Raw genomic sequence first — 23,058 nt, 5'->3', positions numbered from 1 at the left:
TTATCTTAAAAAATAGCGCTAAAAGTGGGATTTTTTGGGTAAGATTAGGAATTGATTTTAAAGAAAAAGAAAGAAAGGAAGTTAATGAAAAAAGGTAGTTTGGCAATCGTTTTAGGATCGCTATTAGCGAGTGGGGCGTTTTATACGGCTTTGGCTGATGGAATGCCTGCAAAGCAGCAGCACAATAATACGGGCGAGTCCGTGGAGTTGCATTTCCACTATCCTATTAAAGGCAAGCAAGAGCCTAAAAACAGCCATTTAGTCGTTTTGATCGAACCTAAAATAGAGATCAATAAAGTTATCCCTGAAAATTATCAAAAAGAGTTTGAGAAGTCTTTATTCCTCCAGTTGAGTAGTTTTTTAGAGAGAAAAGGCTATAGCGTTTCGCAATTTAAAGATGCTAGCGAAATCCCTCAAGACATCAAAGAAAAAGCGTTGCTCGTTTTACGCATGGATGGGAATGTGGCGATTTTAGAAGATATTGTGGAAGAAAACGATGCGGCAAATGAAGAAAAGGTTATAGACATGTCTTCAGGGTATTTGAACTTGAATTTTGTTGAACCAAAAAGTGAAGACATTATCCATAGTTTTGGCGTTGATATTTCAAAGATTGAGGCTGTGATTGAAAGAGTGGAATTGCGGCGCACCAATTCTGGAGGTTTTGTCCCCAAAACTTTTGTGCATAAGATTAAAGAAACCGATCATGATCAAGCCATTAGAAAGATCATGAATCAAGCCTATCACAAAGTGATGGTGCATATCACTAAAGAGTTGAGCAAAAAACACATGGAACATTATGAAAAAGTTTCTAGCGAGATGAAAAAGCGAAAGTAGTTTTTTAGAAACGAAAAGCTTAGAATCATTGAGAGCTGTTTTTAAAAAGTAGCTTTTTAAAAGGGTGGGGGGAGTTTGGATTAATAATTTTTGAGTGCCGCTTTTGATTTTAGTGGCATTTTTGAAAAATTACGCTCAAAAATTAGAAAATTCAGCTATAATAACGCTTCATGTGAAAATTTCGGGGCGTAGCGCAGTCTGGTTAGCGCACTTGGTTTGGGACCAAGGGGTCGAAGGTTCGAATCCTTTCGCCCCGACCACTTTTTTGCATAATTTATTGTTCTGTTTAAAATTCTTTGGTAGAATATCGCTTCCTTTCATTGAATGGTGGGAGTAGCTCAGTCGGTTAGAGCATCAGATTGTGGTCCTGAGGGTCGTGGGTTCAATTCCCATCTTCCACCCCATCTCATTAAATAAGCGTTTTACCAAGTTTTATGTTAGTCATTCCTTTATTTGAATTGTAAGCGTTCGTAGCTCAATTGGATAGAGCACCAGACTTCGGATCTGGGGGTTAGGGGTTCGACTCCCTTCGGGCGCACCACCTAACACCAAATATCATGCGCTTGTAGCTCAGCTGGATAGAGCAACAGCCTTCTAAGCCGTAGGTCGCAGGTTCGAGTCCTGCCAAGCGCACCACTTTTGACATTCTTTAAAGAGGAGTTATGGATTCTTTAGAGTGGGGATTACTCATTTTCTTGATTCTTGTTTTTCTTATAGGCATAGGATACTACATCTTTATGGTTTTTTCTTCTAAAGATTGATCATCAAAATAGCCCAATGACAAGTGGTGGGGTTGGAAATCTCTAAAACACAGATCTTGCATGAAAACAATCTTATACGAAAACATTAATAAAAGTGGTTATAAAAACCTAAAAAATGAGAAATATGTAAGAATGAAAGATACACGCATTACCCATGACTTTATCGCGCCGAACAAGGAAAGCTTTTTGACTACGACCTGTGCGAAATCCTGCTATAAAAATATTAAATCAAAGCAAGACTTGTTAAAAATTAAGGCTCTGTTTTTAATTGAATCTCAATCATAAAATGTAAAAATACTCAAAGCCATCAAGAAATATAGCGATCTGAAAAGAGGCTCACAATTGGGATAAAGCCCGCTTTTTAGGGATAGATAAAAAGCGTTTTCAAATTGCATGGGTAACTTTATGGGGTGGAGCGTTTCTAATTTTTGGTATAATCGCTAGAAATTATGAGAAAGATTCTATCTTGTTTTAGTGGGGTTTTGCATGCGTTTATTATTGTGGTGGGTATTGGTGTTGTTATTGTTTTTAAATCCTTTGAGGGCGGTTGAAGAGCATGAAACGGATGCGGTGGATTTGTTTTTGATTTTCAATCAAATCAACCAACTCAATCAAGTCATTGAAACTTACAAGAAAAACCCTGAAAGAAGCGCTGAAATCTCTCTGTATAACACCCAAAAGAATGACTTGATTAAAAGTTTGACTTCTAAAGTGTTGAATGAAAGGGATAAAATTGGCATTGATATCAATCAAAATTTAAAAGAGCAAGAGAAAATCAAAAAGCGCTTGTCTAGAAGCATTAAGGGCGATAATTTCTACACTTTCATGAAAGACAGATTGTCTTTAGATATTTTGTTGATAGATGAAATTTTGTATCGTTTTATAGATAAAATCAGGAGCAGTATTGATATTTTTAGCGAACAAAAAGATGTGGAAAGTATCAGCGATTCTTTCCTTTTGCGTTTAGGGCAATTCAAACTCTACACTTTCCCTAAAAATTTAGACAATGTCAAAATGCATGAATTAGAGCAGATGTTTAGCGATTATGAATTGCGTTTGAACACTTATACCGAAGTCTTGCGTTACATTAAAAACCACCCTAAAGAAGTGCTTCCTAAAAACTTGATCATGGAAGTGAATATGGATTTTGTGTTAAACAAAATCAGCAAGGTCTTGCCTTTCACAGCCCATAGCTTGCAAGTGAGTAAGATTGCGCTTGCTTTGATGATTTTAACCTTATTGCTAGGTTTAAGGCAGTTGATCACTTGGCTTTTAGCCAAATTCCTGGATTGGATTTTTGAAATCATGCAGCGCAATAAAACAATGCATGTCAATGTGCAAAAAAGCATTGTTTCGCCGGTTTCTGTCTTTTTAGCCCTATTTAGTTGCGATATAGCTTTAGATATTTTCTACTACCCTAACGCATCGCCCCCTAAAGTTTCTATGTGGGTGGGCGCGGTGTATATCATGCTTTTAGCATGGTTAGTGATAGCGCTTTTTAAAGGCTATGGGGAAGCGTTAGTTACGAATATGGCTACCAAAAGCACGCACAATTTTAGAAAAGAAGTGATCAACTTGATTTTAAAAGTCGTGTATTTTTTGATCTTTATTGTCACGCTTTTAGGGGTTTTGAAACAACTGGGGTTTAATGTTTCAGCCATCATCGCTTCTTTAGGGATTGGGGGGTTAGCGGTGGCTTTGGCGGTTAAAGACGTGTTGGCGAATTTTTTTGCTTCTGTCATCTTGTTGTTAGACAATTCGTTTTCTCAAGGGGATTGGATTGTGTGCGGTGAAGTGGAGGGCACGGTGGTGGAAATGGGGTTAAGGCGCACCACGATCAGAGCCTTTGATAACGCTCTTTTGTCCGTGCCTAATTCAGAATTAGCCGGAAAACCCATCAGGAATTGGAGCCGGCGTAAAGTGGGAAGGCGTATTAAAATGGAAATAGGCTTAACTTATAGCTCCAGCCAAAGCGCTTTACAGCTTTGCGTGAAAGACATTAAAGAAATGCTAGAAAACCACCCTAAAATCGCCAATGGAGCCGATAGCGCTTTGCAAAACGCGAGCGATTACCGCTACATGTTTAAAAAAGATATTGTTTCTATTGACGATTTTTTAGGGTATAAAAACAATCTGTTTGTCTTTTTAGACCAGTTTGCAGACAGCTCTATCAATATTTTAGTGTATTGCTTTTCTAAAACAGTGGTTTGGGAAGAGTGGCTAGAAGTCAAAGAAGATGTGATGCTAAAAATCATGGGGATTGTGGAAAAGCACCATTTGAGTTTTGCTTTCCCATCACAGAGTTTGTATGTGGAGAGTTTGCCAGAAGTTAGCCTGAAAGAAGGGGCTAAAATCTGAAATTATTGGTAGATGTATTCTTTGGTTAAGGGGAAAGTGTTATCCACGCTGTTGGTTAAAAGCAATTGGAATAAATCCGCGCTCCCCACCCTAAAAGCGGACGCACAAGTCCTTAAATACAGATCCCACATGCGGATAAAGCGTTCGTCATAGCCGAGTCTTTTCACTTGGTCTAGGTTGTGGTTGAAGTTGTTTCGCCAAATGTCTAAAGTCTTAGCGTAATGGATGCGTAAGCTTTCAGCCATGAGCAAGTGGAAGTCGCATTCGCTCATCACGCTCATCACTTCTCTTAAAGAGGGCAAGTAGCCGCCTGGAAAGATGTATTTATCCACCCATGCGTTAGTCTTGCCTTCAAAACAGCATAAAATGGAGTGGAGCAAAAACATCCCGCCTCTCTTCAACACTTCTTTAACTTTTTTGAAATAAAAGGGCAAATTATCCTTACCCACATGCTCAAACATGCCCACGCTCACCACCTTATCAAAGCGGTATAAGCGCCCGTCTAAATCCTGGTAATTTAATAACTTGATCGTTACTTTATTCTCTAACCCTAGCTCTTGGACTCGTTTGTTAGCCTGTTTGTATTGTTCGCTAGAAATGGTGATCCCCATCACTTCCGCCCCGTATTCTTGTGCGGCTTTTACAGAGAGATAGCCCCAGCCACAGCCTATATCTAGCAGTTTTTCGCCAGGCTTTAGGTGGAGCTTTTTTAAAGTGTGATCTAATTTTTGGAGTTGGGCGGCATGGAGGGTGTCATCGTCTTTTTTGAAATACGCGCATGAATAGCTTAAGGTTTCATCTAACCAGATAGAATAAAAGTCATTCCCTAGATCGTAATGTTTAGAAATGTTGGAGCTTTCTTTGATAGGCTTTTGGATAGCTTTAGCGTTATCATGTTTGTGCAAATGCTCATAATTGGTTTGCAAATACAAAGAATGCATCACCTCATCCATAGAGCCTTCAATATCAATCACGCCGTCCATATAAGCCTCAGCGATCGTCAAAGACATGTCTTTTTTAATATCGCTAAATTTTAGGGGGCGATGGATTTTAAGGGTGAATTTAGGCGAATGTTCGCCATTCCTATAAACGCTATTGTCCCAAAAAACGACCTGATAATCGCCGTTTTTCCACTGCTTGAACATGCTTTTGAGCAAAAATTTTGAAATCATCTGTCTATTCCTTGAACTCTTTTTTCAATTTTTTAAGCGTTAATTATAATGAATTTTAAGCTAAAAACACCCCACAAATAAGCATAAATTCAACCTCTATTCTCTAAATTTTTAAAAGCATGTTAAAATTAAGAGATTTAAACAAATTTAAGGTAACACGATTATAAAGATGCAAAAATCACTGATCACAACCCCCATTTATTATGTGAATGACATCCCTCATATTGGCCATGCTTATACGACTTTGATTGCGGATACTTTAAAGAAGTATTACACGCTTCAAGGCGAAGAAGTCTTTTTTTTAACCGGCACCGATGAGCATGGGCAAAAGATCGAACAAAGCGCAAGACTGAGAAATCAAAGCCCTAAAGCTTACGCCGATAGCATTAGCGCGATTTTTAAAGACCAGTGGGATTTTTTCAATTTAGATTATGATGGTTTTATCCGCACCACAGACAGCGAGCATCAAAAATGCGTGCAAAACGCCTTTGAAATCATGTTTGAAAAAGGGGATATTTATAAAGGCGCTTATAGCGGGTATTATTGCGTGAGCTGTGAGAGTTATTGCGCGATCTCTAAAACGGACAACACGAACGATAAAGTCTTATGCCCTGATTGCTTGAGGGAGACTGCGCTTTTAGAAGAAGAGAGTTATTTTTTCAGATTGAGCGCGTATGAGAAGCCTTTATTGGATTTTTACGCTAAAAACCCTGAAGCGATTTTGCCCGTTTATCGTAAAAATGAAGTAACTTCTTTTATTGAGCAGGGTTTATTGGATCTGTCTATCACGCGCACGAGCTTTGAATGGGGCATTCCTTTGCCTAAAAAAATGAACGATCCTAAACATGTGGTGTATGTTTGGCTGGACGCTTTATTGAATTATGCGAGCGCGTTAGGGTATTTGAATGATTTAGACAATAAAATGGCACATTTTGAATGCGCTAGGCATATTGTGGGTAAGGATATTTTACGCTTCCATGCCATTTATTGGCCGGCTTTTTTGATGAGTTTGAATTTGCCCCTATTCAAACAGCTTTGCGTGCATGGGTGGTGGACGATAGAGGGCGTGAAAATGAGTAAGAGCTTGGGTAATGTTTTAGACGCTCAAAAAATCGCTATGGAGTATGGGATTGAGGAATTACGCTATTTTTTATTGCGTGAAGTGCCTTTTGGGCAAGACGGGGATTTTTCTAAAAAAGCGTTAATAGAAAGGATCAATGCGAATTTGAATAACGATTTGGGGAATTTGCTGAATCGCTTGCTAGGCATGGCTAAAAAATATTTCAATCATTCTCTAAAAAGCGCAAAAATCACCGCTTATTATTCTAAAGAGCTAGAAAAAGTGCATCAAATCTTAGATAACGCTAATTCTTTTGTGCCTAAAATGCAATTGCATAAAGCTTTAGAGGAATTGTTTAATGTTTATGATTTTTTAAACAAACTCATCGCTAAAGAAGAGCCATGGGTTTTGCACAAAAACAACGAATCAGAAAAACTAGAAGCCTTATTGAGTTTGATCGCAAACGCGCTTTTGCAATCAAGCTTTTTGCTCTATGCGTTCATGCCAAAGAGTGCGGCTAAATTAGCGAACGCTTTCAACACAGAAATCACGCCCGATAATTACGAACGCTTTTTTAAAGCTAAAAAATTACAAGATATGATTTTACAAGACACCGAGCCTTTATTTTCCAAAATGGAGAAAATTGAAAGGACTGAAAAAGCGGGAGAAGTCTCACCAGAAAAAAACGAAAAAGAAAAAAAGGACGCAAAAGAAAAAGCCCCCCAAAAACAAGAAAACTATATCAGCATTGAGGATTTCAAAAAAGTAGAGATCAAAGTGGGGCTTATCAAAGAAGCTCAAAGGATTGAAAAATCCAATAAATTACTGCGCTTGAAAGTGGATTTAGGCGAAGGTTATTTGAGGCAGATTATTTCAGGGATCGCTTTGGATTATGAGCCTGAAAGCTTGGTGGGTCAAATGGTGTGCGTGGTGGCTAATTTAAAACCCGCAAAGCTTATGGGTGAAATGAGTGAGGGCATGATTTTAGCGGTGCGAGATAGCGATAATCTGGCTTTAATCAGCCCTACCAAAGAAAAAATTGCAGGAAGTTTGATCAGCTAAATGCGATTAGGGGTGAATGAAGCCGTAGAATTGAGTTTGGGCGAATTGCAAAACACACCCTCAATCAGCTATTTTAATTCTATTGTTTTGTCTTTAAACAAAGTCCAAAAAGGCTCTTTATTTGTCGCCAAAGATCATGCTCTCATTCCTAAAGCTTTAGAGTTAGGGGCTTATGGGATTTTATACGCAGGAGAATATCCTGTAAGCGATAGGGATGTGGCATGGATCAAGCTTAAAGATATAGAACATTCTTTGAATCATTTGTTTAAATTTTGCTTGTTGAATGAGCGCGTGGTCGGGGCGTTGTTAAGCCCCATAGAATTAGAGATCGCTTCTAAAATCATGGTGAGCAATTTTGTGTGGTGCTTGAAAGAGAGCCTTGAAGATTTATTCATTATAGAGGGGTGTAAAATAGCCTTTTTTGATAAATTGGAGTGGCTCCATTTGTTTTATAAGCAAGAGCGCTTGAAAGAAGATTTAAAGGAATATTTAAAGGAAAGCCGTTTAATCGTTCTCAACCAATCCTTTTTTTGCAGCGCTTTAGTCTATGAAAAACAAGAATACGAATTCAAAATGCCATGCATCTTTTTAGAGCCTTTAAAAAGGGTCATTCAATTGTGCGAGAAATTACAAATTGAGTTTGATTTGAATCTTTTGGGCAAAAAAGAATACCCTTTAGATCATTGCAAACCCTTTTTTGTGAATAAGAATCTAGAAATAGCCCCTTATGGCGCAACGGCAAGGGTGGTTGTTGCTGAGGCGTCAAAAGAATTGTTTGAAATGATGCTTCAAAAAGCCTTTGAGATTTTATCGTGGGGGAAAATTGTCGTGTTTTGTCGTAAAAACAGCGCGGCTTTCTTTGAAAAAAATAACCCTTATTGTTACACCACCCAAAACAACTTAAAAGAGCAATTAAAAAATTTAGCGTTTAATTTCGCTTTTATTTATGGGATTAGCTCCCATCATTTAGAATCCCTTTTAAACCCCCCTCTTTTTAAAAAAACCCCCACGCTATGGTAAGTCATGCTCATTTGTAACGATAAAATTAATCCAAAAACCCTTTTAGAAGAAATCATGGCGTTAAGGCCATGGCGTAAAGGCCCTTTTAAAATTTCTCAAATCAAGATTGATAGCGAATGGGACAGCTCCATTAAATGGGATCTAGTCAAAAACGCCACTCCTTTAAAAGATAAGGTTGTGGCTGATGTGGGTTGCAATAACGGCTATTACTTGTTTAAAATGCTAGAATATAAGCCTAAAAGTTTGGTGGGGTTTGATCCGGGCGTTTTAGTCAAAAAACAATTTGAATTTTTAGCCCCCTTTTTTGATAAAGAAAAAAAAATCATTTATGAGTCTTTAGGGGTAGAGGATTTGCATGAAAAGTATCCTAATGCTTTTGATGTCATTTTTTGCTTAGGGGTGCTATACCACAGAAAAAGCCCGCTAGAGGCTTTAAAAGCCTTGTATCATGCTTTAAAGATAAAAGGGGAGTTGGTGTTGGACACTTTAATCATTGATTCGCCCCTAGACATCGCCCTTTGCCCTAAAAAAACTTATGCTAAAATGAAAAACGTTTATTTTATCCCTAGCGTTAGCGCGCTAAAGGGGTGGTGCGAAAGGGTAGGGTTTGAAAATTTTGAGATTCTTAGCGTTTCAAAGACCACGCCTAAAGAACAGCGTAAAACGGATTTTATTTTGGGGCAGAGTTTGGAAGATTTTTTGGATAAAACGGATCCCTCTAAAACTTTAGAGGGGTATGATGCTCCTTTAAGGGGGTATTTTAAGATGCTTAAACCAAACAAGCGTTAAATAAAGGATAAGATAGTGCAAGAATCAGTCGTTCGTGTGGATTATGACTCTTTAGAGACTTGTAAGAATTTCAAACCAAGCGTTGGCACTGAATTGGTCGTTTTAGAAAAAGATATAGCCCATGCGCGTTTCAAGGGCAATGAAAGCATGGTGTATGAAGAAAATTTTGTGCATGCCGGATTTGTGCTTATTGCGTGCAATTATGCGGCCTTGTGCGCGTTGAATAAAAGACACAGCGTGGTGGTTTCTAATAACATCAATTTTTATGCCCCCCTAGAATTGAATCAAGAAGCGCTCATTAAAGCGCAAGTGATTCAAAATGGCGTGAAAAAAGCTGAAATAAAAATAGAGGCGTTTGTGTTAGACATTCAGGTTTTAGAGGGAATGATAGAAATTGTGGTGTTTGATAAAAAGCCTTTTAAATTCAATTTTAAAGAAGAGTAGTTAAATGGTTATTGTTTTAGTCGTGGATAGCTTTAAAGACACCAGTAATGGCACTTCTATGACAGCGTTTCGTTTTTTTGAAGCGCTGAAAAAAAGAGGGCATGCGATGAGAGTGGTTGCCCCTCATGTGGATAATTTAGGGAGTGAAGAAGAAGGGTATTACAACCTTAAAGAGCGCTATATCCCCCTAGTTACAGAAATCTCACACAAACAGCACATTCTTTTTGCTAAACCGGATGAAAAAATCTTAAGGAAGGCTTTTAAGGGAGCGGATATGATCCATACTTATTTGCCTTTTTTGCTAGAAAAAACAGCCGTAAAAATCGCGCGAGAAATGCAAGTGCCTTACATTGGCTCTTTCCATTTACAGCCAGAGCATATTTCTTATAATATGAAATTGGGGTGGTTTTCTTGGTTTAACATGACGCTTTTTTCGTGGTTTAAATCTTCGCATTACCGCTATATCCACCATATCCATTGCCCATCAAAATTCATTGTAGAAGAATTAGAAAAATACAACTATGGAGGGAAAAAATACGCTATTTCTAACGGCTTTGATCCCATGTTTAGATTTGAACATCCGCAAAAAAGCCTTTTTGACACCACACCCTTTAAAATCGCTATGGTAGGGCGCTATTCTAATGAAAAAAATCAAAGCGTTTTAATCAAAGCGATTGCTTTAAGCCGATACAAACAAGACATTGTATTATTACTCAAAGGCAAAGGGCCTGATGAGAAAAAAATCAAACTTTTAGCCCAAAAACTAGGCGTAAAAACGGAGTTTGGGTTTGTCAATTCTAATGAATTGTTAGAGATCTTAAAAACCTGCACCCTTTATGCGCACACGGCCAATGTGGAAAGCGAAGCGATTGCGTGCTTAGAGGCCATTAGCGTGGGGATTGTGCCTGTTATCGCTAATAGCCCTTTAAGCGCGACCAGGCAATTCGCGCTAGATGAACGATCGCTGTTTGAACCTGATGACGCTACAGATTTGAGCGCTAAAATAGATTGGTGGTTAGAAAACAAGCTTGAAAGAGAAAGGATGCAAAACGAATACGCTAAAAGCGCTTTAAACTACACTTTAGAAAATTCAGTCATTCAAATTGAAAAAGTTTATGAAGAAGCGATCAGAGATTTTAAAAACAACCCCCATCTCTTTAAAACCTTATCGTAACAAAAGGATAAAAAATGCAAGAAGTCCATGATTATGGGATTAATTTTTGGAGCAATAACGAATTTAAGATAGAAAAAGGCTTGGTTAAAGTTTGTCATGGCAAAAACCCCTCGCTTTTAGAAATCGTTCAAAGCGTGCGCGATAAGGGCTATAGAGGGCCTTTGTTGGTGCGATTCCCCCATTTGGTGCAAAAACAAATCAAAAGCTTGTTTGATGCGTTTTCTTTGGCGATTAAAGAGTATCAATACAGCGGGGCTTTTAAGGCGGTTTTCCCTTTAAAGGTCAATCAAATGCCATCGTTTGTTTTCCCTTTAGTTCAGGGGGCTAAGGGCTTGGATTATGGTTTAGAAGCCGGGAGCAAGTCTGAGCTCATCATTGCGATGAGTTACACTAACCCTAAAGCCCCTATCACCGTGAATGGCTTTAAAGACAAAGAAATGATTGAGCTTGGCTTTATCGCTAAAAGCATGCAGCATGAAATCACTTTAACGATTGAGGGTTTGAATGAATTGAAAACCATTATCGCCGTGGCTAAACAAAACGATTTTGTAGCATGCCCTAAAATTGGCATTCGCATCCGTTTGCACAGCACTGGCACTGGCGTTTGGGCAAAGAGTGGGGGGATCAATTCTAAATTTGGTCTTAGCAGCACTGAAGTTTTAGAAGCGATGCGCCTTTTAGAAGAAAATGACTTGTTAGAGCATTTCCACATGATACATTTCCACATAGGCTCTCAAATCAGCGATATTTCGCCCTTAAAAAAGGCTTTAAGAGAAGCGGGAAACTTGTATGCAGAATTGCGTAAAATGGGCGCTAAAAATCTCAATAGCGTGAATATTGGAGGGGGGTTAGCCGTAGAATACACCCAGCACAAGCACCACCAAGATAAAAACTACACTTTAGAGGAATTCAGCGCTGATGTGGTGTTTTTATTGAGAGAAATTGTGAAAAATAAGCAAGAAATCGAGCCGGACATTTTCATTGAATCAGGCCGTTATATTTCCGCTAACCATGCCGTTTTGGTGGCCCCGGTGTTAGAATTGTTTTCGCATGAATACAATGAAAAATCCCTAAAAATCAAAGAAAATAATAACCCCCCTTTGATTGATGAAATGCTAGACTTGCTCGCTAATATCAATGAAAAAAACGCCATTGAATACTTGCATGATAGTTTTGATCACACCGAGTCGCTATTCACGCTTTTTGATTTGGGCTATATTGATTTGATTGACAGGAGCAACACTGAAGTTTTAGCCCATTTGATTGTCAAAAAAGCGGTGCAATTGCTTTATGTTAAGGATCATAATGATATTTTGCGCATTCAAGAGCAAGTCCAAGAGCGCTATTTATTGAATTGCTCGTTTTTCCAAAGCTTGCCGGATTATTGGGGCTTGAGGCAGAATTTCCCGGTCATGCCCTTGAATAAATTAGATGAAAAGCCCACCAGGAGCGCGAGCTTGTGGGATATTACTTGCGATAGCGATGGGGAAATCGCTTTTGATTCCACGAAGCCCTTGTTTTTGCACGATATAGATATAGATGAAGAAGAATACTTTTTAGCGTTCTTTTTAGTGGGAGCGTATCAAGAAGTTTTAGGCATGAAGCACAATTTATTCACGCACCCTACGGAATTTAGCGTGGTTTTTGATGAAAAAGGCGATTATGAAGTGGAAGATATTTGCGAAGCCCAAACGATTTTAGATGTGCTAGACGATTTGGACTATGACACTAAAGAAATTGAGCGCCTTTTAAAGCAAAAAATTGAAGACAACAACCAACTAGACATGGAAGAAAAGAAAGAAATCATGGGGCGCCTGTATGTCATGCTGAGCGAAAACGGGTATTTGCGCACGATTTCTTAAAAGCAAAAACCCACTAAAAACGCTTTTTGTTGGGTTTTTATATTGTTTAAGATCTTTAAGACTTCTTTAGATTTCATTTAAGGATATTTTCCATGATTTCTTTCACTATTTTAGGGTGCAAGATTTCGCCAGAATGAAAAGGCAAAACCTGCCTGATCTTATCTTTCACATAAATTCTATGGTTGCCTTTTTGCCTAGAGAAAACAAATCCATTCTGCAATAATAGCTTCTCTGCTTCTTTAGCTGTGAGTCGTGGCAATTCAGGCAAAAGCTATCTCAATGGGTGCTATTACAGAATTTTTCTTAGAAAGAAAAGCTAACTCATCGGCTTCTAAATCTCCCAAATAAAGCTCTATGGCTTCTTTAATGTTTCTTAGGGCTTCTTCATAACTTTTCCCTTGTGATACACAGCCTTTTAGAAAGGGGACAAAAGCAAAATACCCATTCTCATCTTTTTCTATGACAGCGTTTATAAGCATGGCACTACCTTTGATTAAATTTCTTATGATTATACACATAATATATTTTAAACAAAATTAAATGGACAGATTAGGGAGGGAATGAAAAAAGAAAAATAAAAGAGAGAAAAGAAAAGATAAAAAAAAAGAAGAGCCACCCCAATGGGGGGGGTTTATTCTTTTAACTCCGCCTCCTCTTTATCCATATTCGCTAAATGCTCATCAACCTCTTTAGCAGTTGCTAGTCCAATATTATTAAAAATGTCTTTTAATAAATTTTCAGTAAGACCCGCACAGCTTAAGCCGTATTTATTGATACCGCCATCGCAAAGCAATTGAGCCACAAACAACGTCTCATTTTTGTTTTTAGGTAAAGTCATAGCCCAAAAACCATCAGGGGAAAAGTCGTTAAGTTCTTTTTCAAACTCCTTATTACCCTCCGCATACTCTTTAATCACACCACAGAATAAAGTCGTTCCAACTCTATCCAAGTGGTCTAGTGTCTCAATCTCGCATTTTTTCTCATCTCGGTTATCAATCATAGCACGCCACTCCGCATCGCTATGTTTATTTAAACCTTTCGCATAATGGAGAGCGGTAAGAATGATAGCGGTTGCTTGATTACCACTACCCTCAAAAAACATAGGAGATAATAACGCACCGAGCCTACTTTTTCTCTCGCTTAAAGTATAATCCTCCGCAATAATCTCAAAGCTAGTCTTATCATCCGTAGTCTTAAATCCAAAAGCGAGTTTAAACCTATCCTCTTTCTCTTTAGGAGTAGAAGTCCTATCCTTGACACTCGCACCGCTCGTAACGATTTTAACATTTTTCAACAAATCATCACCGCTTGTTTCAGCGTGATTATTCGCAACTTCATTCAAAGGCACTTTCTTAAACCATTTTAAGAATTTTTCGCTATTGAAAGCGTAAGTGGCTTCGTTGCCTTTTTGGCTCCTTAAGGTTACACGATTAAACCCAATATTAATGACTTTAGCCTCCACCACTTTGTTATTGATCGTGGCTTTGACTGACGCGCCTAACTCTAACTTATTTTCGTTTTGAAAACCCATAAAATACTCCTTGATAAAAATTTGTTTTAAAATCCGCTATAATCGTCCGTTCAATGTTTTTTTAATGTTTTTATCTTTTTGGCATGGCTTGTTCCTCCTTGTTGGGGTGTGAATTTTATTTAAAATTTCCATGTCTATTGCCCTTAAGATCGTTTTGAAGGCGGTAAGCGCCATTAAAAATACAGCCGGTTAATATTTCTTCAATTTGCGATAATTCCGCATTTTTTAGCGCTTCTCTGGGCGTTTCAATGATCAGTTTAGATTCTGCTAGTCGCACCCACTCTAACGCTCGCTCTCTAGATTCAAAATTCCCCAATTCCCCAATATGGTTGAGGGACTGCTCGCTCATGGGTCTATCCATGTCAATCACAAGATGAAAGGTAACATAAAGCGACTGAACGCTCAAAGAATCCCCAATAATAAAGGTAAAATTAAGCGTGTCATCAAGCGTGTTGTGTTGGATATTGTCTATTAGCGCATAGTTAAGCTCTAATTTTTCTACTTGCTTTATCGCTATTACGATGTCCTTAGAAAGAGAAGCACTGATTTTTTCTAATTGCTTTAACAAATCTTTAGGCGGGATAAAACCACGCTCTATATCAGCGTCTATCACGCTTAAAATCGTTCTTTTATCCACTACCTTATCACGCTTTAAATCGTTAGCGATTTTGTTGATTTGAAGGTTTTGTTTATAGCTTTGTTTTGACGCTCTCTTTTTTTCTCGCCATTCAATGACTTCCCTCTCTTCTTGTTCTATGTCTGCAACATCAAAGATTTTAGGAAAACCATAACGATTTTTTTTCGCTCTGATAAAACTTTTTAATGCTATCTTCAAGATGCTCGCGAAAATCATCAAAACCATCGCTAGATTGCGGCATATAAAGCGCTTCTATTTGAGTTTTAGCTATTTCATTAAACTCCATGCCGTTATGTTTATCAGGGTGTTTTGAAAAGAATGCGCTTAGCTTGTTTTTAAGAGCGTTGAGGGATTGTTCTAATTGATTGGGTGTTGAGAATTTGATGTCTGAAAAGCTGTCTTGTGTCTTGTTAAAGTCCTTACCCGGTGAAGCGTTGATTAATTCTATAGGGCATTTGCTTTCACAATAACAGATCGCTTGCTGGTTAAAGATTTGCGCTAGCACTAATAAATAGTCCCTTAAATTAAATACGATAGTAGGTTCATTAGAAAACACCAAAAAGCTCGTTTCTTCATTGGGTAAAAAAGGATCTTGCGGGTTGTCTTTTAGAGAGTTAAGCGTTTGAACAAACCCTATAAAATCGTGCTTATTCTCTAAATACGATTGTAACTTTTTTGCTTTTTCTGTATTCTGCTTGGGAGTGTATCGGTATTTAGCGACAAACTCCTTACTAGACATAAAGTCTTTCACGCTCGCCTTAGCGTTATTTTTTAAAAATCTATCCATAAAATGCTTCCCCAATAAAAAACAAAGCCTCCTATAAAGGTAATCATTGCCTTTAAAGAAGTCCTTAATCAAAATGGGTTTATCCCAATCCACTTTAACGGATTTGTCCTGCCAATAGAGTAAGCGCGCTTTTAATTGAGCCGCTTTATCAGTGCTAGATTGAATGCAACCGCTTTTAGCCACCCCTATCAGTAATTTTTGCTCATTATGATTGAAATCCCTATAAAAAGCGTCTTTAAAGGGTTTAAAGGCTGAGATGATCCCAAAGGGTAGCCCGCTTTTGATTTTCTCACACGCCTTTTTAAGATCGCTGCTTCCAATCGTTTCGTTCTTAACAGCAGAAGCCTTTGTGTTAGAAACTGCAATGGTGCTGTTTTTAGTTTTAGAGACTTTCTCCCTCCCAATGATCTCCTTAACGAATCGCTTCGCTCCATTTTGAGCCACTTTACTAGCCACAAAATCCTTTTCAAAATCTTGTAACAAATAGTAGTATCTGGTTGGATTCCCGCTCTCATCATTCAATAACAATAAAAAATCATAATCCAATAACATGTCAAGTCCTTTTTAAAATTATTCATTAGCGTTATTTGACCTTATAAGGCTTGTAAGCTTTTTATCACTTTTTCAAAATCCTCTTTTGCAAAGCTCAACCCAAAAGCTTCCTCATGCCCGCCAGCTTGTATTAAAGGAATGGTTTTAATCTGGCTTAAAAAATTCCCACCACCTCTAGCGCTACCACTATACCCGTCTTTATTGTCTCTATAGATACAAAGGGAGCGATTGGAAGGGTATTTTTTTAAAAAGTTATTAGCCACTAAACCGCTAACACCTACTTTAATAGAACAGCTTTCATCTAAAAGAGCCACTAATATTTTGTTGCAAGGAAAAATTTGAGCGTTTTCTTCGCTTTCTTTCACCATTTTCTTTTTAATGTCGTTGTATCTTTTGAATTCCTTAACATTAAAGACGCTTAAGCACGGATCGCTTATGGGATTGAAATGCTTTAAAACCAGATAGTGCAAATAGCTATTATAACAACCCTTAAACTCTCTAGCCCCACTCAAACGGCTTAAAGCGTTGATATAATTGATGCAATTAAAGCCGTATAAGTTAGAAATTCCATCTAAATCGTCTTGGGCTAAAGAAAGATCTTTATCTTTGAAAAAGCATTGAATGCGCTCATGTTTAACTGGTGCTAAATTCAAAACCATATCCAAATTATCCCCATGATCCAAATCAATGCGATCGCTTAAAAGCGTGATAGCGATCAATTCTTCTTCTAAAGGAGTGGTTTGCGTTTGAAAGATTTGACTAAACACTAAAGCGCTTGTGAAAGCCCCGCTATAATAGTTAGCGTCTTTTTCATCATTCAGGTTAATGTAAGCGATTTTATTTCCATCAATCAAATCAATTTCAAAACTCTTATGGTGGTCTGTGATGATGCATTGTTCAAAACGCTCTAATAAGATTTCTTGCAATTGTGTATCAGCGGCCAAATCCGCCCCCAAATCAGCGCTAAACAATAAGGGGTCTTTTTGAAATTGGTTTTTAATGCAATCTAGGCGGACTAATTGGTTGGTTTTAGGGTTAAAGATGCAAGGTTTGGACAATAAATCATTTATAGCTAAATCAGTGAAACCATAGCCATGCGCATTCCTTAAGGGGCTAAAGAAAAAGAAATCTTTAATACCCAATCTGTAACACATAGACATTAAAACGCTGCCAGCCAACATGCCATCACAATCATTGTCTGTATAGAAAACAATGGGGCGGTGCTGTTTGGCTTCTTTTAAGAAGTCTTTAAAAATCCTTTTCTTTGACATCTTTAATAGCTCTTTTTTAGGCATTGATCACTTCTTTGTTGTTTTGATGCTTGGCAATCTTTAATCATTCTAGATCAAAATCATCTTCAAAATCATCTTCTTGCCCCTCTATGTGTAAAACAGGCGTGATAGTGTTATACAAAGATTTGTATCGCTCTTGGAGGGACTTCTCATTCCACTTCCTATAATTGCTATACAATTCTTTAGTGATGTCATAACAGCTAATCACTTTGCTCGTGTCTTTGCCTCCATAAATTTTTCTTTTTTCATCAAAATCCCCGTTTAAAGCTTGCGCGTTCTTTTTACGCTTTAAAAGGGTTAAATTCGCGATATTATTTACCCATTCTTCTCTTTTTTCTTTGTCAAAATCCGCGTTCCATTGACTGCCTCTTTTGAGCTTTTGTGGCAAAATATGCTCCACTTGGGTTTCGGCATCCATAACGATAAAATGGGGTTTCTCTTCATCTGCCATGAAATAGTTAGCTAAGGCTAAGACAGGACGCACCCATTTGCTAGGATAAACAGAAGAGCTCTCCCATAAGTTATAGTGGTATTGGTTAAAGGTGTTATAAGATTCTATGTTATTCAATATAAGCTCTTTGATGGTTTCAATGTCTTTATTGCTTTTAACATTTTTGATAATGTTGATGCTCGTTTGCTTGATGCGCGTGATCGTGCCTCCTGCAATCCAAGTTTGATAGTAATAAGACACCAAAAGCTTTTTCAAAGCGTCAAAATCAGGATATTTGACATGAAGGGCGGTCGTTAAAATACTAGCCCAAAATCTGGAGGGAAGGTATCTTAATAAATAAATATATCGGTCTGGTTTTTTTAACAAATCGGTATAAGATTTCATAAAAGTACTCACATCATAAATGAACTCGCAAGCGTCTTTTTTGCTGTCTTTGAATACCTTTTTTAATCCCTTATCGGCCCTCTTTTTAGAAGCGCTAGGATCAGCGTATTCCAAATACATGTTAAAAAAGTCTTCCAAATCAATATCCACGCCCTCAACGCTCTTGCAAGCTTCAACCAATTTATCCCAAGTGGTTATAAAATCCTTACGCTTTTCGCTATCTTGTTTGATTTCTTGCATTAAACTGGATTTTAAAATATCAATAGGGCTTAAGGGTTGGCCTCTGTCGTTTAACACTTGAAAGATTTGCATCGCGCTGTCTTGCTCAAAACAAATGATCCTGGTCAAAACAATGTGTTCATAAAACCACTTGACAAAATCATCAATATCGCTTATTGAACCATTTTCCACACTCTCATTCAATAGCTCCTTGAAATAATAAGCGTTACGCAAATAAGTGTTTTCTTCAAATTTCTTATTCAACTCGCTCTTTTTAATGTTGTCTTCAAACTCCAAATGGTTTAACACCGTGTTTTCAAAAATACTATTGTAATTTTGAGCGGTTAAGAATTTCAGACGCTCTTTTTCTTTATCGTATCTGTCATAAATACTATCTTCAATAAAAGCTTTAGATTTTTGCTCAAGACTATCTTTATAAAGCCTTAAAATCGTGCAAGCCAGAATGATAAAACTCGTTAACCGCTGTTGGCCATCCACAACATCCCATCTTTTATCTTTTGGATTTTCAGCGATCACAATAGAGCCGCAAAAATACTCATCTTCTTTATTGTTTGTGTAGCTGCCCACCAGATCATCAATCAAAGCCCCTAAATGATCCTTATCCCACACGTAAGGGCGTTGGTAATCGGGAACTTGATAAAAATATTCAGCATCCACTAAAATTTGATGGAGTTTTTTTAACTCTACTTCTACTTTTGCCATCGTCTTCTCCTTGTATTGAATTTAACTCTGTAAGCCCCACTGATTTAAAAATGGGGCTTATGGAATCAAATGGTTTAAAAAAATTGTGGCACGGATTAATGAGAGAGGGAATAAAAGGGTTAATAATAGGGGGAATAATAAAGAGTAGGGGATTTTTAAATCGGTTTTGGTAAAAGTTATAATAATAGGGTAGCGTTGCTTGATTGCTTGATTGCTTGATTGCTTGATTGCTTGATTGCTTGATTGCTTGATTGCTTGATTGCTTGAATGGTTGAATGCCATTTCTACCCCTTTTTGAAAAAAAGATGACATGGAGCATTGTATCTAGTGGTATTCAATCAATGGTTAATGGTGCGTATTTATTTTTTAATGATGCGTTTTGTTTTTTAATGATGCGTTTTTATCTTATTTTAATGATGCGTTTAATCTTTAAAGCTTTATTTTTTAGCCCCCCATTCCAATCGCTCCCCCATCATTTCCAATAACGCTTATCCATTCCTTTCAAACTTTAAAATTCCTTTCAAACTCTAAATTTTCTTCCAAAATTCTCAAAACTTTAAGCAAACTTTAAGCATTGCATGTCTATAATTACATTTCGTTTTTAAAGACAAGCTTTAAAAAGTTCTTTAATTTGAAACCACTCAAACAAGTTCTAAAAGCCAAAAAGCTTTTAAACAAGTTTAAACAAGTCATAAAAGCCAAAAAGCTTTTAAAAATAAAAAGCTCATTGACTGATTAAACTTGGCACTTAAAAAAGATTAGGGATCAAGCATTTTTAGTCTTCTTTAAAGGGTTTAACAGAGCGATTGTAGCAAGTTTTTAAAGAAAAACGAAGTTATTTGATTTAACATTGTTAATAGCCTATGTAAAAGTAAAGTAAAACTACAATAACTCTGTCTTATATTCATTAAGGCAGTGGTAGCGCTGAAGAATATTCGTGCAATTGTCGTTATTCATTATAAAAGGGCGGGTTTTAAAGGATATTTTAAAATTTAAAACAAGCTTTTAAGAGCAGATGGCGGATGCCTTGCCAAAGAGAGGCGATGAAGGACGTACTAGACTGCGATAAGCTATGCGGAGCTGTCAAGGAGCTTTGATGCGTAGATGTCCGAATGGGGCAACCCAACTAATAGAGATATTAGTTACTCTTTAATAGAGAGCGAACCTAGTGAAGTGAAACATCTCAGTAACTAGAGGAAAAGAAATCAACGAGATTCCCTAAGTAGTGGCGAGCGAACGGGGAAAAGGGCAAACCGAGTGCTTGCATTCGGGGTTGAGGACTGCAACATCCAAGAGAACGCTTTAGCAGAGTTACCTGGAAAGGTAAGCCATAGAAAGTGATAGCCTTGTATGCGACAAGGCGTTTTTAGGTAGCAGGATCCAGAGTAGGCCAGGACACGAGGAATCCAGGTTGAAGCCGGGGAGACCACTCTCCAACCCTAAATACTACTCTTTGAGCGATAGCGAACAAGTACCGTGAGGGAAAGGTGAAAAGAACCGCAGTGAGCGGAGTGAAATAGAACCTGAAACCATCTGCTTACAATCATTCAGAGCCCTATGATTTATCAGGGTGATGGACTGCCTTTTGCATAATGATCCTGCGAGTTGTGGTATCTGGCAAGGTTAAGCGAATGCGAAGCCGTAGCGAAAGCGAGTCTTAACAGGGCGAACAAGTCAGATGCTGCAGACCCGAAGCTAAGTGATCTATCCATGGCCAAGTTGAAACGCGTGTAATAGCGCGTGGAGGACTGAACTCGTACCCATTGAAACGGGTTGGGATGAGCTGTGGATAGGGGTGAAAGGCCAAACAAACTTAGTGATAGCTGGTTCTCTTCGAAATATATTTAGGTATAGCCTCAAGTGATAATAAAAGGGGGTAGAGCTCTGATTGGGCTAGGGCTGCTCGCCGCGGTACCAAACCCTATCAAACTTCGAATACCTTTTATCGTATCTTGGGAGTCAGGCGGTGGGTGATAAAATCAATCGTCAAAAGGGGAACAACCCAGACTACCAAATAAGGTCCCTAAGTTCTATTCTGAGTGGAAAAAGATGTGTGGCTACTCAAACAACCAGGAGGTTGGCTTAGAAGCAGCCATCCTTTAAAGAAAGCGTAACAGCTCACTGGTCTAGTGGTCATGCGCTGAAAATATAACGGGGCTAAGATAGACACCGAATTTGTAGATTGTGTTAAACACAGTGGTAGAAGAGCGTTCATACCAGCGTTGAAGGTATACCGGTAAGGAGTGCTGGAGTGGTATGAAGTGAGCATGCAGGAATGAGTAACGATAAGATATATGAGAATTGTATCCGCCGTAAATCTAAGGTTTCCTACGCGATGGTCGTCATCGTAGGGTTAGTCGGGTCCTAAGCCGAGTCCGAAAGGGGTAGGTGATGGCAAATTGGTTAATATTCCAATACCGACTATGGAGCGTGATGGGGGGACGCATAGGGTTAAGCGAGCTAGCTGATGGAAGCGCTAGTCTAAGGGCGTAGATTGGAGGGAAGGCAAATCCACCTCTGTATTTGAAACCCAAACAGGCTCTTTGAGTCCTTTTAGGACAAAGGGAGAATCGCTGATACCGTCGTGCCAAGAAAAGCCTCTAAGCATATCCATAGTCGTCCGTACCGCAAACCGACACAGGTAGATGAGATGAGTATTCTAAGGCGCGTGAAAGAACTCTGGTTAAGGAACTCTGCAAACTAGCACCGTAAGTTCGCGATAAGGTGTGCCGCAGCAATGCGGTCTCAGCAAAGAGTCCCTCCCGACTGTTTACCAAAAACACAGCACTTTGCCAACTCGTAAGAGGAAGTATAAGGTGTGACGCCTGCCCGGTGCTCGAAGGTTAAGAGGATGCGTCAGTCGCAAGATGAAGCGTTGAATTGAAGCCCGAGTAAACGGCGGCCGTAACTATAACGGTCCTAAGGTAGCGAAATTCCTTGTCGGTTAAATACCGACCTGCATGAATGGCGTAACGAGATGGGAGCTGTCTCAACCAGAGATTCAGTGAAATTGTAGTGGAGGTGAAAATTCCTCCTACCCGCGGCAAGACGGAAAGACCCCGTGGACCTTTACTACAACTTAGCACTGCTAATGGGAATATCATGCGCAGGATAGGTGGGAGGCTTTGAAGTAAGGGCTTTGGCTCTTATGGAGCCATCCTTGAGATACCACCCTTGATGTTTCTGTTAGCTAACTGGCCTGTGTTATCCACAGGCAGGACAATGCTTGGTGGGTAGTTTGACTGGGGCGGTCGCCTCCTAAAAAGTAACGGAGGCTTGCAAAGGTTGGCTCATTGCGGTTGGAAATCGCAAGTTGAGTGTAATGGCACAAGCCAGCCTGACTGTAAGACATACAAGTCAAGCAGAGACGAAAGTCGGTCATAGTGATCCGGTGGTTCTGTGTGGAAGGGCCATCGCTCAAAGGATAAAAGGTACCCCGGGGATAACAGGCTGATCTCCCCCAAGAGCTCACATCGACGGGGAGGTTTGGCACCTCGATGTCGGCTCATCGCATCCTGGGGCTGGAGCAGGTCCCAAGGGTATGGCTGTTCGCCATTTAAAGCGGTACGCGAGCTGGGTTCAGAACGTCGTGAGACAGTTCGGTCCCTATCTGCCGTGGGCGTAGGAAAGTTGAGGAGAGCTGTCCCTAGTACGAGAGGACCGGGATGGACGTGTCACTGGTGCACCAGTTGTTCTGCCAAGAGCATCGCTGGGTAGCTACACACGGATGTGATAACTGCTGAAAGCATCTAAGCAGGAAGCCAACTCCAAGATAAACTTTCCCTGAAGCTCGCACAAAGACTATGTGCTTGATAGGGTAGATGTGTGAGCGCAGTAATGCGTTTAGCTGACTACTACTAATAGAGCGTTTGGCTTGTTTTTTGCTTTTTGTATAAGATAACGGCAATAAGTGCGAATGGGTTACCACTGCCTTACTGAGTGTAAG

At 38.9% G+C, this 23,058-nt stretch carries 15 protein-coding genes, 4 tRNA genes, 1 rRNA gene and 1 pseudogene; 13 read left to right on the top strand and 8 right to left on the bottom strand.

Going from position 1 to position 23,058, the window contains the following annotated elements:
* Positions 1-84 precede the first annotated feature (84 nt).
* From hpaA2 to DQL14_RS06245, 6 genes are all read left to right on the top strand, one after another.
* Complete coding sequence (hpaA2, locus tag DQL14_RS06275) at positions 85-834, top strand: HpaA2 protein (RefSeq protein ID WP_108169113.1); 750 nt, start codon at positions 85-87, stop codon at positions 832-834.
* A gap of 182 nt (positions 835-1,016) precedes the next feature.
* A tRNA-Pro gene (locus tag DQL14_RS06270) sits at positions 1,017-1,094 on the top strand.
* 67 nt (positions 1,095-1,161) lie between these two features.
* Positions 1,162-1,238 (top strand) — tRNA-His (locus DQL14_RS06265).
* Positions 1,239-1,298: 60 nt separating this feature from the next.
* A tRNA-Arg gene (locus tag DQL14_RS06260) sits at positions 1,299-1,375 on the top strand.
* An 18-nt stretch (positions 1,376-1,393) separates the two neighbouring features.
* Positions 1,394-1,470, top strand: a tRNA-Arg gene (locus DQL14_RS06255).
* Positions 1,471-2,081: 611 nt separating this feature from the next.
* Complete coding sequence (locus DQL14_RS06245; protein WP_108169112.1) at positions 2,082-3,953, top strand: mechanosensitive ion channel family protein; 1,872 nt, start codon at positions 2,082-2,084, stop codon at positions 3,951-3,953.
* Positions 3,954-3,955: 2 nt separating this feature from the next.
* Here the strand turns inward: DQL14_RS06245 and cfaS are convergent, their stop codons facing one another.
* A complete protein-coding gene (cfaS, locus tag DQL14_RS06240) occupies positions 3,956-5,125 on the bottom strand; it encodes a cyclopropane fatty acid synthase (protein WP_108169111.1) in 1,170 nt (389 codons plus the stop codon).
* A gap of 169 nt (positions 5,126-5,294) precedes the next feature.
* Between cfaS and metG the strand changes: the two genes are divergently transcribed.
* From metG to speA, 6 genes are read left to right on the top strand one after another with little or no spacing between them, the layout of a single operon-like run.
* Positions 5,295-7,247, top strand: coding sequence for a methionine--tRNA ligase (gene metG / locus DQL14_RS06235; protein WP_108169110.1), 1,953 nt, complete (start codon positions 5,295-5,297; stop codon positions 7,245-7,247).
* Positions 7,248-8,267, top strand: a complete 1,020-nt coding sequence (locus DQL14_RS06230) for a ferrochelatase (protein WP_108169109.1) — start codon at positions 7,248-7,250, stop codon at positions 8,265-8,267.
* A gap of 3 nt (positions 8,268-8,270) precedes the next feature.
* Positions 8,271-9,056 (top strand): tRNA 5-methoxyuridine(34)/uridine 5-oxyacetic acid(34) synthase CmoB, encoded by a 786-nt coding sequence (gene cmoB, locus DQL14_RS06225; RefSeq protein WP_108169108.1) that lies wholly within the window; start codon positions 8,271-8,273, stop codon positions 9,054-9,056.
* A gap of 15 nt (positions 9,057-9,071) precedes the next feature.
* The gene (locus tag DQL14_RS06220; RefSeq protein ID WP_108169107.1) at positions 9,072-9,500 is read left to right on the top strand and encodes a hotdog domain-containing protein; all 429 of its coding nucleotides are present in this window, start codon (positions 9,072-9,074) and stop codon (positions 9,498-9,500) included.
* A gap of 4 nt (positions 9,501-9,504) precedes the next feature.
* Positions 9,505-10,674 carry a glycosyltransferase family 4 protein gene (locus DQL14_RS06215; RefSeq protein WP_108169106.1) on the top strand — a complete coding sequence of 390 codons (1,170 nt, stop codon included), beginning with the start codon at positions 9,505-9,507 and terminating at the stop codon, positions 10,672-10,674.
* 14 nt (positions 10,675-10,688) lie between these two features.
* A complete protein-coding gene (gene speA, locus DQL14_RS06210) occupies positions 10,689-12,536 on the top strand; it encodes an arginine decarboxylase (protein ID WP_108169105.1) in 1,848 nt (615 codons plus the stop codon).
* A gap of 73 nt (positions 12,537-12,609) precedes the next feature.
* Here the strand turns inward: speA and DQL14_RS06205 are convergent, their stop codons facing one another.
* The 7 genes and pseudogenes from DQL14_RS06205 to DQL14_RS06175 all read right to left on the bottom strand — a co-directional run bounded on the left by DQL14_RS06205 (position 12,610) and on the right by DQL14_RS06175 (position 19,394).
* Complete coding sequence (locus DQL14_RS06205; protein WP_001114659.1) at positions 12,610-12,804, bottom strand: type II toxin-antitoxin system HicA family toxin; 195 nt, start codon at positions 12,802-12,804, stop codon at positions 12,610-12,612.
* On the bottom strand, positions 12,797-13,015 hold the full coding sequence (locus DQL14_RS06200; protein WP_000906664.1) for a type II toxin-antitoxin system HicB family antitoxin: 219 nt from the start codon (positions 13,013-13,015) through the stop codon (positions 12,797-12,799). The genes DQL14_RS06205 and DQL14_RS06200 overlap by 8 nt, the downstream gene beginning before the upstream one ends.
* A 152-nt stretch (positions 13,016-13,167) precedes the next feature.
* Positions 13,168-14,067, bottom strand: coding sequence for a hypothetical protein (locus DQL14_RS06195; RefSeq protein WP_108169104.1), 900 nt, complete (start codon positions 14,065-14,067; stop codon positions 13,168-13,170).
* 115 nt (positions 14,068-14,182) lie between these two features.
* Positions 14,183-16,043 (bottom strand): annotated as a pseudogene (locus DQL14_RS06190) (hypothetical protein).
* A gap of 41 nt (positions 16,044-16,084) precedes the next feature.
* Positions 16,085-17,338, bottom strand: coding sequence for a single-stranded-DNA-specific exonuclease RecJ (locus DQL14_RS06185; protein WP_108169103.1), 1,254 nt, complete (start codon positions 17,336-17,338; stop codon positions 16,085-16,087).
* A gap of 40 nt (positions 17,339-17,378) precedes the next feature.
* Positions 17,379-19,112, bottom strand: coding sequence for a DUF262 domain-containing protein (locus tag DQL14_RS06180; RefSeq protein ID WP_108169102.1), 1,734 nt, complete (start codon positions 19,110-19,112; stop codon positions 17,379-17,381).
* Positions 19,113-19,169: 57 nt separating this feature from the next.
* Positions 19,170-19,394, bottom strand: coding sequence for a hypothetical protein (locus DQL14_RS06175; RefSeq protein WP_108169951.1), 225 nt, complete (start codon positions 19,392-19,394; stop codon positions 19,170-19,172).
* 713 nt (positions 19,395-20,107) lie between these two features.
* On the opposite strand from DQL14_RS06175, the gene DQL14_RS06165 reads away from it, so the two are divergent.
* Positions 20,108-22,994: ribosomal RNA gene (locus tag DQL14_RS06165) — 23S ribosomal RNA — on the top strand.
* Positions 22,995-23,058 lie beyond the last annotated feature (64 nt).

The organism is Helicobacter pylori NCTC 11637 = CCUG 17874 = ATCC 43504 = JCM 12093 (assembly GCF_900478295.1).
In the GTDB taxonomy this organism is placed as follows: Bacteria; Campylobacterota; Campylobacteria; order Campylobacterales; family Helicobacteraceae; genus Helicobacter; species Helicobacter pylori.
This window is presented reverse-complemented; position numbering and strand designations above follow the sequence as displayed.

Bases quoted from the DNA above. Each gene is read 5' to 3' on its own strand.
- hpaA2 (WP_108169113.1), top strand. From the start codon at position 85: ATGAAAAAAGGTAGTTTGGCAATCGTTTTAGGATCGCTATTAGCGAGT.
- DQL14_RS06245 (WP_108169112.1), top strand. From the start codon at position 2,082: ATGCGTTTATTATTGTGGTGGGTATTGGTGTTGTTATTGTTTTTAAAT.
- cfaS (WP_108169111.1), bottom strand. From the start codon at position 5,125: ATGATTTCAAAATTTTTGCTCAAAAGCATGTTCAAGCAGTGGAAAAAC.
- metG (WP_108169110.1), top strand. From the start codon at position 5,295: ATGCAAAAATCACTGATCACAACCCCCATTTATTATGTGAATGACATC.
- DQL14_RS06230 (WP_108169109.1), top strand. From the start codon at position 7,248: ATGCGATTAGGGGTGAATGAAGCCGTAGAATTGAGTTTGGGCGAATTG.
- cmoB (WP_108169108.1), top strand. From the start codon at position 8,271: ATGCTCATTTGTAACGATAAAATTAATCCAAAAACCCTTTTAGAAGAA.
- DQL14_RS06215 (WP_108169106.1), top strand. From the start codon at position 9,505: ATGGTTATTGTTTTAGTCGTGGATAGCTTTAAAGACACCAGTAATGGC.
- speA (WP_108169105.1), top strand. From the start codon at position 10,689: ATGCAAGAAGTCCATGATTATGGGATTAATTTTTGGAGCAATAACGAA.
- DQL14_RS06200 (WP_000906664.1), bottom strand. From the start codon at position 13,015: ATGCTTATAAACGCTGTCATAGAAAAAGATGAGAATGGGTATTTTGCT.
- DQL14_RS06195 (WP_108169104.1), bottom strand. From the start codon at position 14,067: ATGGGTTTTCAAAACGAAAATAAGTTAGAGTTAGGCGCGTCAGTCAAA.
- DQL14_RS06185 (WP_108169103.1), bottom strand. From the start codon at position 17,338: ATGCCTAAAAAAGAGCTATTAAAGATGTCAAAGAAAAGGATTTTTAAA.
- DQL14_RS06180 (WP_108169102.1), bottom strand. From the start codon at position 19,112: ATGGCAAAAGTAGAAGTAGAGTTAAAAAAACTCCATCAAATTTTAGTG.
- DQL14_RS06175 (WP_108169951.1), bottom strand. From the start codon at position 19,394: ATGGCATTCAACCATTCAAGCAATCAAGCAATCAAGCAATCAAGCAAT.